This window comes from Pseudomonas anuradhapurensis, assembly GCF_014269225.2.
GTDB classification, from domain to species: Bacteria; Pseudomonadota; Gammaproteobacteria; order Pseudomonadales; family Pseudomonadaceae; genus Aquipseudomonas; species Aquipseudomonas anuradhapurensis.
Genome location: NZ_CP077097.1, coordinates 5,017,962 through 5,031,248, shown reverse-complemented (window position 1 = coordinate 5,031,248; position 13,287 = coordinate 5,017,962). Strand labels below are relative to the sequence as shown.

Annotated in this window: 8 protein-coding genes; 7 read left to right on the top strand and 1 reads right to left on the bottom strand. The window is 63.1% G+C overall.

Annotated features, from left to right (window positions below):
* The first annotated feature begins 46 nt into the window (after positions 1-46).
* The 6 genes from aroB to HU763_RS22890 all read left to right on the top strand — a co-directional run bounded on the left by aroB (position 47) and on the right by HU763_RS22890 (position 10,897).
* A complete protein-coding gene (aroB, locus tag HU763_RS22915) occupies positions 47-1,144 on the top strand; it encodes a 3-dehydroquinate synthase (protein WP_170033368.1) in 1,098 nt (365 codons plus the stop codon).
* Between the two features lie 15 nt (positions 1,145-1,159).
* Positions 1,160-2,788 carry an SPOR domain-containing protein gene (locus HU763_RS22910; RefSeq protein WP_186684246.1) on the top strand — a complete coding sequence of 543 codons (1,629 nt, stop codon included), beginning with the start codon at positions 1,160-1,162 and terminating at the stop codon, positions 2,786-2,788.
* A gap of 373 nt (positions 2,789-3,161) precedes the next feature.
* Entirely contained in the window at positions 3,162-7,607 is a 4,446-nt protein-coding gene (gene gltB / locus HU763_RS22905; RefSeq protein WP_186684247.1) for a glutamate synthase large subunit, read from the top strand.
* A gap of 106 nt (positions 7,608-7,713) precedes the next feature.
* Positions 7,714-9,132: an FAD-dependent oxidoreductase gene (locus HU763_RS22900; protein WP_013974599.1), complete on the top strand. Its 1,419-nt coding sequence runs from the start codon at positions 7,714-7,716 to the stop codon at positions 9,130-9,132.
* Positions 9,133-9,369: 237 nt separating this feature from the next.
* On the top strand, positions 9,370-10,434 hold the full coding sequence (gene hemE, locus HU763_RS22895; protein ID WP_186684248.1) for a uroporphyrinogen decarboxylase: 1,065 nt from the start codon (positions 9,370-9,372) through the stop codon (positions 10,432-10,434).
* A 115-nt stretch (positions 10,435-10,549) separates the two neighbouring features.
* Positions 10,550-10,897 (top strand): YgiW/YdeI family stress tolerance OB fold protein, encoded by a 348-nt coding sequence (locus tag HU763_RS22890; RefSeq protein WP_186684249.1) that lies wholly within the window; start codon positions 10,550-10,552, stop codon positions 10,895-10,897.
* 120 nt (positions 10,898-11,017) lie between these two features.
* On the opposite strand, the gene HU763_RS22885 is transcribed toward HU763_RS22890, so the two are convergent.
* On the bottom strand, positions 11,018-12,205 hold the full coding sequence (locus HU763_RS22885; RefSeq protein ID WP_225931989.1) for an MFS transporter: 1,188 nt from the start codon (positions 12,203-12,205) through the stop codon (positions 11,018-11,020).
* Between the two features lie 165 nt (positions 12,206-12,370).
* Between HU763_RS22885 and HU763_RS22880 the strand changes: the two genes are divergently transcribed.
* Positions 12,371-13,264: a LysR family transcriptional regulator gene (locus tag HU763_RS22880; protein ID WP_186684252.1), complete on the top strand. Its 894-nt coding sequence runs from the start codon at positions 12,371-12,373 to the stop codon at positions 13,262-13,264.
* Positions 13,265-13,287: the final 23 nt, after the last annotated feature.

Here is a 13,287-nt window from a genome sequence, read left to right as displayed (position 1 = left end):
GTGGGCCGCCCCAACGGCGCCGCGCCCAAGCACATTGTGGGGATACATGCAGACACTAAAGGTCGACCTGGGCGAGCGTAGCTACCCGATCTACATTGGCGAAGGCCTGCTGGACCAGCCCGAGCTGCTGGCACCGCATATCGCCGGGCGGCAGGTAGCCATCGTTTCCAACGAAACCGTCGCGCCCCTGTATCTCGAACGCCTGAGCCAGACCCTGGGTGCCTATGCGGTACTGCCGGTGGTGTTGCCCGATGGCGAAGCCCACAAGAACTGGGAAACCCTGCAGCTGATCTTCGACGGCTTGCTGGCGGCGCGTCACGATCGCCGCACCACCGTGGTTGCCCTGGGTGGCGGTGTGATCGGTGACATGGCCGGGTTCGCCGCCGCCTGCTACCAGCGCGGTGTCGACTTCATCCAGGTGCCGACCACGCTGTTGTCCCAAGTCGACTCCTCGGTAGGCGGCAAGACCGGTATCAATCACCCGCTGGGCAAGAACATGGTCGGAGCCTTCTACCAGCCCAATGCGGTACTGATCGATACCACCACCCTGAAGACCCTGCCGGCGCGCGAGCTGTCCGCCGGCCTGGCCGAAGTGATCAAGTACGGCCTGATCTGCGACAAGCCGTTCCTCGCCTGGCTCGAGGACAATATGCAGGCGCTGCGTGCCCTCGACCCGGCAGCGCTGACCGAAGCCATTCGCCGCTCCTGCGCGGCCAAGGCCGCGGTGGTGGGGGCCGACGAACGCGAGTCGGGCGTGCGTGCCACGCTGAATTTGGGGCATACCTTCGGGCATGCCATCGAGACCCACATGGGCTATGGCGTGTGGCTGCACGGCGAAGCCGTGGCGGCGGGCACGGTGATGGCCCTGGAAATGTCCATGCGCCTTGGCTGGATCAACCAGGCCGAGCGCGATCGCGGAATCCGCCTGTTGCAGGACGCAGGCTTGCCGGTGGTGCCACCACAGGAAATGACCCCGGCGCATTTCATGGAGCACATGGCGGTCGACAAAAAGGTGCTCGACGGTCGTCTGCGTCTGGTGCTGCTGCGCCAGATGGGCGAGGCCGTAGTCACCGACGACTATCCGAAAGAGATTCTACAGGCCACGTTGTCGGCGGATTACCGCGCGATCGTGGCCCAGCTTTGAGGTTGTGACAGCGCAATGACCAGTTTGCATGCCGATGAGGCCTTTCTCGACCATTACCAGTTGAGCCACGATCCGTTCGCACCCCGCGTGCCCGGCTTCAAGTTCTTTCCGGCCCAGCGCAAGCCCGTGCTTGGCCAGTTGCACCACCTGGCGCGCTACAGCCAATTGATGCTGGTGGTCAGCGGCCCGCTGGGCAGCGGCAAGACCTTGCTGCGCCAGGCCCTGGTGGCCAGCACCAACAAGCAGGCGGTGCAGAGCGTCGTGGTTTCTGCCCGGGGCGCCAGTGACGCCGCCAGCGTACTTGGCCAGGTCGCACAGAGCCTGGACGTGGCGCAGCCTGAAATGCAGGCGATCCTGGCCAAGGTGGTGCAGCTGGCACTGACCGGCCAGGAAGTGTATTTGCTGGTGGACGATGCGGAACAACTCGACGAGTCGGCACTCCAAGCGTTGCTGGAATTGGCCGCTGGCGTGCCGGAAGGGCGTCCGCATGTGTTCCTGTTCGGTGAGCCTTCGCTGATTGCCGGGCTGGATGAGCTGAATATCGAGGAAGAACGCTTCCACATCATCGAGCTCGCCCCCTACAGCGAAGAAGAAACCCGCGAGTACCTGGAGCAGCGCCTGGAAGGCGCTGGCCGGGGCATCGAGGTGTTCACCCGCGAACAGATCGTCGATATCCATGAAAACTCTGACGGTTGGCCTGGCAACATCAACCAGGTCGCCCGTGACACTTTGATCGAAGCCATGATCGCCAGCCGCTCGACGGCCAAGCGACCATCCATGGGGTTCAAGATGCCTAAAAAACACGTGCTCGCACTGTCCGCTGTGGTCGTGGTCGCCGTTGCGGCCGCGGTATTGATGCCCAAGAAAGGTGACAAGGCGCCTGCCGAAGCGCCCGTCGCCCAGGCCCAGTTGCCACTGGGCGAAGGCCAGGGCAACGCTGGCAACCCGGCCATCGAGTTCTCGGGCTCGTCCCAGCCGATGCCGCTGCCACTGGTTGGCCAGTCACAGCCGGTAATGCGCGAGCCGCTGGCCCAGGCCGCAGGCATGGGCGAGGGCGAAGAGGGTAGCCCGGCTGGTGATACCGCGCTGCAGCCTGGCAACCCGCCGCCTACCGTGACCACCATCGCGCCACCACAAGGCGTGCAGGCAGGTCCGGCCCCGGTACCTGCCCAGCCTGTTGCCGTTGCGCCTGCCCAGCCGGTGCAGTCGCAGCCGGTTGCGCCTGCGCCTAAACCTGTTGCAACCCAGCCTGCCAAGCCGGTTGCGCCTGCCAAGCCTGCCCCGGCGCCGACCCAGGTCGCCGTGGCCAAGCCGGTCGCCAAACCTGCCGAGAAGCCGGTGACTGGTGGCAGTGGCAACAGTGGCTGGTACACCGGGCAAAAACCGGGCAACTACGTGGTGCAGATCCTCGGTACCAGCTCCGAGGCGTCGGCCCAGGCCTTCGTCAAGGCCCAGGGTGGCGACTATCGCTACTTCAAGAAAAACCTCCAGGGCAAGCCGCTGTACGTCGTCACCTACGGCAACTTCGCCAGCCGCGATGCTGCAGTTGCGGCAATCAAGAACTTGCCAGCGAAGGTCCAGGCTGGTAAACCTTGGCCACGTACCGTCGGCAGTGTTCAACAAGAGCTTGCCACGGCTCGCTGATTACCTTCCGGGCGGCAACACCCCGCTGCCCAGTTGCTGAGCGATTACAGAACTTCGACTAGCCTGCTGCGCCTGAGCGCGGCAGGCTTTTCTGTCCCAGACTGCCGGCCAAAAGCCTCCCTTGCAGTCACGGCTGAAACGCTTCAGACTCGAGCCAAGCCGCTATCACGGCACATGGCGTAAAAACATTCAAAATTGCGACATAAATTTTCAATGGTGAGACATGAAAATTTGTGAGCATCGCTGTCGCTGTGCAACAATGGTTTTCCATGGCCACCGCAAAAAGCTGGCGTTTGATCGGCGTGGATGGTAAGTGGTTGTTAAAAAAAGAGATTTACCTCCGTTGAGAGGTGAACCTGGTGAGAATGTGTCTATGAAAACAGGTCTGTACCATCCCGAAGAATTCAAGGACAACTGTGGTTTTGGCCTGATCGCCCACATGACGGGCGAACCGAGCCACCACCTTCTGCAAACCGCCATGCAGGCATTGACTTGCATGACTCACCGCGGCGGCATCAACGCCGACGGCAAGACCGGTGACGGTTGCGGCCTGCTGATGCAGAAGCCCGATCAGTTCCTGCGTGCCGTGGCCCAGGAGCACTTCGCCGTCGAGCTGCCCAAGCAGTATGCCGTCGGCATGGTGTTCTTCAACCAGGACCCGGTCAAAGCCGAAGCTGCCCGTGCCAACATGGACCGCGAAATCCTCGCCGCCGGCCTGAAGCTGGTTGGCTGGCGCAAGGTGCCGATCGACACCAGCGTACTCGGCCGCCTGGCCCTGGAGCGCCTGCCGCAGATCGAGCAGGTATTCATTGGTGGCGAAGGGCTGAGCGACCAGGAATTCGCCATCAAGCTGTTCAGTGCCCGTCGCCGTTCTTCCGTGGCCAACGCGCACGACGTCGACCATTACATCTGCAGCTTCTCGCACAAGACCATCATCTACAAAGGCCTGATGATGCCGCGCGATCTGGCGGCGTTCTACCCGGACCTGGGTGACGAGCGCCTGCAAACCGCGATCTGCGTGTTCCACCAGCGCTTTTCCACCAACACCCTGCCGAAATGGCCGCTGGCGCAGCCATTCCGCTTCCTCGCCCACAACGGCGAGATCAACACCATCACCGGCAACCGCAACTGGGCCATGGCCCGTCGCACCAAGTTCGCCAACGACCTGATCCCCGACCTCGAAGAACTCGGCCCGCTGGTCAACCGTGTCGGTTCCGACTCATCGAGCATGGACAACATGCTCGAGCTGATGGTTACCGGTGGCATCGACCTGTTCCGTGGTGTGCGCATGCTGGTACCGCCAGCCTGGCAGAACGTCGAGACCATGGACGCCGACCTGCGCGCCTTCTACGAATACAACTCCATGCACATGGAGCCGTGGGATGGCCCGGCCGGTATCGTCATGACCGAAGGCCGCCACGCGGTGTGCCTGCTCGATCGCAACGGCCTGCGCCCGGCGCGCTGGGTGACCACCAAGAACGGCTACATCACTCTGGCGTCGGAAATCGGCGTATGGGACTACAAGCCAGAGGACGTCATTGCCAAGGGCCGGGTCGGCCCGGGGCAGATCTTCGCCGTCGACACTGAAACCGGCCAGATCCTCGATACCGATGCCATCGACAACCGCCTGAAGTCGCGCCACCCGTACAAGCGCTGGCTGCGTCAGCATGCCACGCGCATCCAGGCGACGCTGACCGACGACCAGGGCGTGGCCAGCTACGACGCTGACCAGCTCAAGCAATACATGAAGATGTTCCAGGTCACCTTCGAAGAGCGTGACCAGGTACTGCGCCCGCTGGGTGAACAGGGCCAGGAAGCGGTCGGTTCGATGGGTGACGACACGCCGATGGCGGTGTTGTCGCAGCGCGTGCGCTCGCCTTACGACTTCTTCCGCCAGCAGTTCGCCCAGGTGACCAACCCGCCGATCGACCCGCTGCGCGAAGCGATCGTCATGTCCCTGGAAATCTGCCTCGGTGCCGAGCGCAATATCTTCCAGGAGTCACCGGAGCACGCCTCGCGGGTGATCCTCAGCTCGCCGGTCATCTCGCCTGCCAAGTGGCGCTCGCTGATGAACCTGGAGCGTGAAGGCTTCGACCGCCAGCTGATCGACCTCAACTATGAAGAGAGCGTCGGCCTGGAGGCGGCCATCCGCAATATCGCCGACCAGGCTGAAGAAGCGGTGCGCAGCGGCAAGACCCAGCTTGTGCTGAGCGACCGCTACATCGCCCCGGGCAAGCTGCCGGTGCATGCCTCGCTGGCCGTTGGTGCGGTGCACCACCGCCTGACCGAACAGGGCTTGCGCTGCGACAGCAACATCCTGGTGGAAACCGCTACCGCCCGTGACCCGCACCACTTCGCCGTGCTGCTGGGCTTCGGTGCCTCGGCCGTGTACCCGTACCTGGCCTACGAAGTGCTGGCCGACCTGATCCGCACCGGCGAAGTGCTGGGCGACCTGGACGAAGTCTTCAAGTACTACCGCAAGGGCATCTCCAAGGGCCTGTTGAAGATCCTGTCGAAGATGGGCATCTCGACCATCGCCTCGTACCGTGGTGCGCAGCTGTTCGAAGCCATCGGCCTGTCCGAGGAAGTGGTTGGCCTGAGCTTCAAGGGCGTGTCCAGCCGCATCAAGGGTGCGCGCTTCGAAGACCTGGAAAGCGACCAGAAGCTGCTGGCTGCCGAAGCCTGGAGCGCGCGCAAGCCGATCCAGCAAGGCGGCCTGCTGAAGTTCGTCCACGGTGGCGAATACCACGCCTACAACCCGGACGTGGTCAACACCCTGCAGGCTGCGGTGCAACAGGGCGACTACGCCAAGTTCAAGGAATACACCGCGCTGGTCGACCAGCGCCCGGTGTCGATGATCCGCGACCTGCTGAAGGTGAAAGTGGCTGAGCAGCCGCTGCCGCTGGAGCAGATCGAGCCGCTGGAGGCCATTCTCAAGCGCTTCGACTCCGCTGGTATTTCGCTGGGCGCGTTGTCGCCAGAGGCGCATGAGGCGTTGGCCGAGGCCATGAACCGCCTGGGTGCGCGCTCCAACTCCGGTGAGGGCGGTGAAGACCCGTCGCGCTACGGCACCATCAAGAGCTCGAAGATCAAGCAGGTGGCCACCGGTCGCTTTGGCGTGACCCCGGAATACCTGGTCAACGCCGAGGTGCTGCAGATCAAGGTTGCCCAGGGCGCCAAGCCCGGCGAAGGCGGCCAGCTGCCAGGCGGCAAGGTCAACGGCCTGATCGCCAAGCTGCGCTACGCGGTGCCGGGTGTGACCCTGATTTCGCCACCACCGCACCATGACATCTACTCGATCGAAGACCTGGCCCAGCTGATCTACGACCTCAAGCAGGTCAACCCGCAGGCCCTGGTGTCGGTCAAGCTGGTGGCCGAAGCCGGGGTCGGCACCATCGCTGCCGGTGTGGCCAAGGCCTATGCGGACTTGATCACCATCTCGGGTTACGACGGTGGTACCGGTGCTTCGCCGCTGACCTCGATCAAGTACGCTGGCGCCCCGTGGGAGCTGGGCCTGGCCGAAACCCACCAGACCCTGCGCGGCAACGACCTGCGCGGCAAGGTCCGGGTACAGACCGACGGTGGCCTGAAAACCGGCCTGGACGTGATCAAGGCGGCCATCCTTGGCGCCGAGAGCTTCGGCTTCGGTACTGCACCGATGATCGCCCTGGGCTGCAAGTACCTGCGCATCTGCCACCTGAACAACTGCGCTACCGGCGTGGCCACCCAGAACGACAAGCTGCGCAAGGACCACTACATCGGCACCGTCGACATGGTGATCAACTTCTTCACCTTCGTCGCCGAAGAAACCCGTGAATGGCTGGCCAAGCTGGGCGTGCGCAGCCTCGGCGAGCTGATCGGGCGTACCGACCTGCTCGATGTACTGCCAGGCGACACCGAGCGCCAGCAGTACCTCGACCTGTCGCCGCTGCTGGGCAGCTCGCACATCCCGGCGGACAAGCCGCAGTTCTGCGAAGTGGACAAGAACCCGCCGTTCGACAAGGGCGAGCTGGCCGAAAAAATGGTCGAAATGGCCATGCCGGCCATCCGTGACCAGGCCGGTGGCGAGTTCAGCCTCGACATCTGCAACTGCGACCGCTCCATCGGTGCCCGCGTGTCGGGCGAGATCGCCCGCCTGCATGGCAACCAGGGCATGGCTGCAGCGCCGATCACCTTCCGCTTCAAGGGCACTGCGGGGCAGAGCTTCGGCGTGTGGAACGCCGGGGGCCTGAACCTGCACCTGGAAGGCGACGCCAACGACTACGTCGGCAAGGGCATGACCGGTGGCAAGATCACCATCGTGCCACCAGCCGGCAGCCCGTTCGAAACCCAGCACAGCGCCATCGTCGGCAACACCTGCCTGTACGGGGCCACTGGTGGCAAGCTGTTCGCCGCTGGTACAGCGGGCGAGCGCTTCGCTGTGCGTAACTCTGGCGCCCACGCTATTGTCGAGGGCACTGGCGATCACTGCTGTGAATACATGACCGGCGGCTTTGTCTGCGTGTTGGGCAAGACCGGTTACAACTTCGGTTCTGGCATGACTGGCGGCTTCGCCTACGTGCTCGACATGGACAACACCTTCGTCGACAAACTCAACCACGAGCTGGTGGAAATCCAGCGAATCAGTGGTGAAGCGATGGAGGCCTATCGCAGCCACCTGGCGCGAGTCCTTGCCGAGTACGTCGAGGAGACCGGCAGTGAGTGGGGGCGTGAGCTCTCGGAGAACCTGGACGACTACGTGCGGCGCTTCTGGCTGGTCAAGCCGAAGGCGGCCAACCTGAAGCAACTGCTGTCCAGCACCCGTGCCAACCCGCAGTAACAACAGCTGCAAGTGACGGCCCCGTGCGCGGGGCCTGTCGTGCTCAAGTGATCGTCTTGCAGCTTGCAGCCTGAGGCTGGCAACTGCGGTAAAGAGGTTTTGAAAAATGGCTGAACGTCTGAACAACGACTTCCAGTTCATCGAAGTGGGCCGCAAGGACCCGAAGAAAAAGCTGCTGCGCCAGCGCAAGAAGGAGTTCGTGGAAATCTACGAACCGTTCAAGCCGCAGCAGTCCGTGGAGCAGGCGCACCGCTGCCTGGGCTGCGGTAACCCGTATTGCGAATGGAAGTGCCCGGTCCACAACTTCATCCCCAACTGGCTGAAGCTGGTTTCCGAAGGCAACATCCTGGCGGCGGCCGAGTTGTCGCACCAGACCAACACCCTGCCGGAAGTGTGTGGCCGCGTATGCCCGCAGGACCGCTTGTGCGAGGGCGCCTGCACCCTCAACGACGGCTTCGGCGCGGTGACCATCGGTTCGGTCGAGAAGTACATCACCGACACCGCCTTCGCCATGGGCTGGCGCCCGGACATGTCCAAGGTCAAGCCCACCGGCAAGCGCGTCGCCATCATCGGCGCCGGTCCGGCCGGCCTGGGCTGCGCCGATGTGCTGGTGCGTGCTGGGGTGACCCCGGTGGTATTCGACCGTAACCCGGAAATCGGCGGCCTGCTGACCTTCGGCATTCCCGAGTTCAAGCTGGAAAAGACCGTGCTCAGCAACCGCCGCGAAGTGTTCACCGGCATGGGGATCGAGTTCCGCCTGAACACCGAGGTGGGCAAGGACGTGACCATGGAGCAACTGCTCGCCGAGTACGACGCGGTGTTCATGGGCATGGGCACCTACACCTACATGAAGGGTGGCTTCCCCGGTGAGGACCTGCCGGGCGTGCACGACGCGCTGGACTTCCTGATCGCCAACGTCAACCGCAACCTGGGCTTCGAAAAGTCGCCGGAAGATTTCGTCGACATGCAGGGCAAGAAGGTGGTGGTGCTCGGGGGCGGTGACACCGCGATGGACTGCAACCGTACCTCGATCCGCCAGGGCGCCAAGTCGGTGACCTGTGCCTATCGTCGTGACGAGGCGAACATGCCGGGTTCGCGCCGTGAGGTGAAGAACGCCAAGGAAGAAGGCGTGAAGTTCCTCTACAACCGCCAGCCGATCGCCATTGTCGGCGAAGACAAGGTCGAAGGCGTGAAGGTGGTCGAGACCCGTCTGGGCGAGCCGGATGCGCGGGGCCGCCGCAGCCCCGAGCCGATCCCGGGTTCCGAAGAGATCCTGCCGGCCGATGCCGTGGTGATCGCTTTCGGCTTCCGCCCAAGCCCGGCGCCGTGGTTCGAGCAGCATGGCATCCAGCTCGACAGCCAGGGTCGCGTGGTGGCGCCGGAGAAGGGCAAGTTCAAGCACCAGACCAGCAACCCGAAGGTATTTGCCGGGGGCGACATGGTGCGCGGTTCGGACCTGGTGGTGACGGCGATCTTCGAAGGGCGTACTGCTGCCGAGGGTATTCTGGACTATCTGGAAGTCTGATCGATTTTCGGGGGCCGCTTTGCGGCCCATCGCGACGCAAGGCCGCTCCTACAGGGGATCGTGTATGTCCTGTAGCAGCGGCCTTGTGTCGCGATGGGCTGCAAAGCAACCCCAAAGGCATTTTTGTATACAAGATTGCTTGATCCATGGCATCCAATAGACAAAACGCATGGCCCTGACCGTGCCTTTTGCGCTGGCGTCTGAGAAAATGCCCGCACTTTTTTTCCGGATGCCGACATGACTGCCCTGAAGAACGATCGTTTCCTGCGTGCACTGCTCAAGCAACCCGTAGACGTCACCCCGGTGTGGATGATGCGCCAGGCCGGCCGCTATCTGCCGGAGTACCGCGCCAGCCGCGCCAAGGCCGGTGACTTCATGAGCCTGTGCATGAACCCGCAGTTCGCCTGCGAGGTTACCTTGCAGCCGCTGGACCGCTACCCGCTGGATGCGGCGATCCTGTTCTCGGACATTCTCACCATCCCTGACGCCATGGGCCTGGGCTTGTACTTCGAAACCGGCGAGGGCCCGCGCTTCAAGAAGGTCATCAGCACCCCGGCCGATATCGAAGCGCTGCCGATCCCCGACCCACAGAAAGACCTCGGCTATGTGATGGACGCGGTCAGCACCATCCGCCGCGAACTCAACGGCCGCGTGCCGCTGATCGGCTTCTCGGGTAGCCCATGGACCTTGGCCACCTACATGGTCGAAGGCGGCTCGTCGAAGGACTTTCGCAAGACCAAGGCAATGGCCTACGACAACCCGCAAGCCCTGCACCTGCTGCTGGACAAGCTGGCGCAGTCGGTGACCAGCTACCTCAACGGCCAGATCCTCGCCGGCGCCCAGGCCGTGCAGATCTTCGACACCTGGGGCGGCAACCTGTCGGCGGCGGCCTACCAGGAATTCTCCCTGGCCTACATGCGCAAGATCGTCAGCGGCCTGATCCGCGAGCACGAAGGGCGCAAGGTACCGGTAATCCTGTTCACCAAGAATGGCGGCCTGTGGCTGGAAAGCATCGCCGAAGCCGGTGCTGATGCACTGGGCCTGGACTGGACCTGCGAGATCGGCGATGCCCGCCGCCGCGTGGGTGACAAGGTGGCGTTGCAGGGCAACATGGACCCGACCGTGCTGTACGCCAAGCCCGAGGCGATCCGCAAGGAAGTGGCACGAATCCTGGCCAGTTACGGCCATGGCACGGGACACGTATTCAACCTGGGCCACGGCATCACACCGGAAGTCGACCCGGAGCACGCTGGCGTGTTCATCAATGCCGTGCATGAGCTGTCGGCGCAATACCATCGGTGAGCTGATCGCTGAAAGGCAAAGCCCGGCCAAGTGCCGGGCTTTTTGTTGCGTTAAGTTTTAATTCAGCGATCGTCGCTAATCTGCTTCTATCGAAACCAGACAGGACCTGATCCTCATGAAAACCCGCTACCTCGCCATGATCTTCGTACCGCTGTTCAGTACCGCAGCCCTGGCTGGCAGCTATACCGGCCCCGGCGCCCAGTCGCTCACCACTGTTGCCGCCGCCAACGATGCTGCCGATGACACTCCGGTGGTGTTGCAGGGCTTCGTGACCAAGAAGATCAACAACGACGACAAGTACGAGTTCAAGGACAACACCGGCACCATCACCGTGGAAATCGATGATGAAGACCTGCCGCCGACGCCATTCAACGACAAGACCAAAGTCAAGCTGACCGGTGAGGTGGAGAAACACCTGATGAGCCGCGAAGTGGATGTGGATATGGTCGAAATCATCAACTGATCCGAGATTCAGGGGCTGCTTTGCAGCCCATCGCGACACAAGGCCGCTCCTACACGGGAATCGCGTTCCGCTGTAGGAGCGGCCTTGTGTCGCGATGGGCCGCAAAGCGGCCCCCAAGGTTCAGATCGACTTAGGTGGCAGCTTGCTCAGGTGCAGCGCCACCAACAATGCCACCGCAAGCAGGCTGCCGATGAACAGCCCGATGCCATTCCAGCCCCACTGGTGCCAGAACACCCCGCCCGCCGTACCGGCCACGCTCGACCCGGCGTAATAGCTGAACAGGTACAGCGACGAAGCCTGCCCCTTGGCTTTCAACGCCCGGCGACCGATCCAGCTGCTGGCCACCGAATGCGCACCGAAGAAGCCGAAGGTGAACACCAACATACCCACGATCACCATCACCAGCGGGCTGGCCAAGGTCATCAGCAAGCCACTCGCCATCACCACGATACTGGCCCAGAACACCTTGCGCCGGCCCAGCTTGTCGGCCAGGGCGCCGACCTGCGCCGAGCTGTAGATACCCGACAGGTACACCACCGACAGCAAGCCGACCAGTGCCTGGTTCATATGGTAGGGCTCGGCCAGCAGGCGATAGCCGATGTAGTTGAACAGGGTGACGAAGGCGCCCATCAGCAGGAAGGCTTCAAGGAACAGCCAGGGCAGGCCGGCATCCTTGAAGTGCATGACAAAGCCGTCCAGCAGGCTACGCGGGTTCATTGCCTGTGGGCGGAAGTTGCGCGATTCGGGCAGCACTTTCCAGAACACCAGCGCGGCCGCCAGGGCCAGGCCACCGATGGTCAGCATCGCAGTGTGCCAACTGACGAAATCGATCAGTACACCCGTGATCAAGCGCCCGCTCATGCCGCCAATGGCATTGCCGCCAATGTACAGGCCCATGGCCAGGCCGATGTGCTGCGGGTGGATCTCTTCGCTCAGGTAGGTCATCGCCACTGCCGCCAGGCCGCTCAGCGACAGGCCGACCAGGGCGCGGCTGGCCAGGACCAGCTCCCAGCTCGGCATCACCGCGCTGGCCAAGGTGGCCAGGGCAGCACAAGCCAGAGCAAATACCATCACCGGCTTGCGGCCGATGCGGTCGGAAATGGGCCCGGTGATCAACAGGCCGAACGCCAGCATCGCCGTCGATACCGACAACACCAGGCTGCTTTGCGCCGCGTTGATGGCAAATTCCTTGGACAGCAGCGGCATCATCGGCTGTACGCAATACAGCAGGGCGAAGGTGGCGAAGCCGCCGCTGAACAGCGCCAGCACGGTCTTCAGGAAGGCAGGCGTGCCCTTTTCGATCCACATTTCGTTCAAGGGGGCGGGTTCCGGCTCGGCAGGAAGGGGCGCTACGGCAGTTTTCACGGGCGGGGACCTCTGACGCAATGAAAAAAGCATATAGCTGGCTAATGATTAGTTCCAATATATTGTTCGACCTATTTAAGATGTTTAGCGACTTGTTCGGAGCCGACCATGGAACTGCGCCACCTGCGGTACTTCATTGCTGTGGCCGAGGAATTGCACTTTGGCCGTGCCGCCCAGCAACTGGGCATCTCGCAGCCGCCCTTGAGCCAGCAGATCCAGGCGCTGGAGCAGGAACTGGGCGCACGGCTGTTCGAGCGCACCAACCGGCGGGTCGAGCTGAGCGAGGCGGGGCGGTTGTTCCTCGACGAAGCCCGCCAGGTGCTGGCGCAAGTGGAAAAAGCCGCCGATGTGGCCCGACGTGCGCAGTTGGGCGAGCTGGGCGAAATGAAGATCGGCTTCACGTCCTCGGCCCCGTTCACCTCGAAGATCCCCAAGGCCATCCATGCGTTTCGCCAGCGCTTCCCGGCGGTGCACCTGAGCCTCAGGGAAATGAGCAGCCGCGATGTCGCCGAGGGAGTGTTCGATGAATCCATCGAGGTAGGGCTGATGCGGCCGATGCCGCTGCCGGAAGGCCTGGTCGCCACAGAGCTGTTCAGCGAGCCGCTGGTAGCGGTAATCAACGCGTCGCACCCGCTGGCCGAAGGTACCGAGCATGGCGTGTACATGGCGGCGCTGGCCCATGAGCCGTTCGTGTTCTTCCCGCGCAGTTATGGCAGCGGCCTGCATGCGCAGCTGTTGAGCCTGGCGCGGCAGGCGGGCTTCAGCCCGCATTTTGCCCAGGAAGCGGGGGAAGCGATGACCATCATTGGCCTGGTGTCGGCGGGGTTGGGGGTCTCGGTACTGCCGGCCTCCTTCCAGCGCATGCGCATCGAAGGCGTGGTCTACCGCACCTTGCTTGATGACGGGGCGATGACGGCGGTGTGGCTGGTACAGCGCGAGCGCGGCAGGTCGGCAATGGCCAGGGCTTTTGCCGAGTTGGTCACCGGGCAGTCCTATGACTGACGACCTGCAGGGGTGAACGGCAA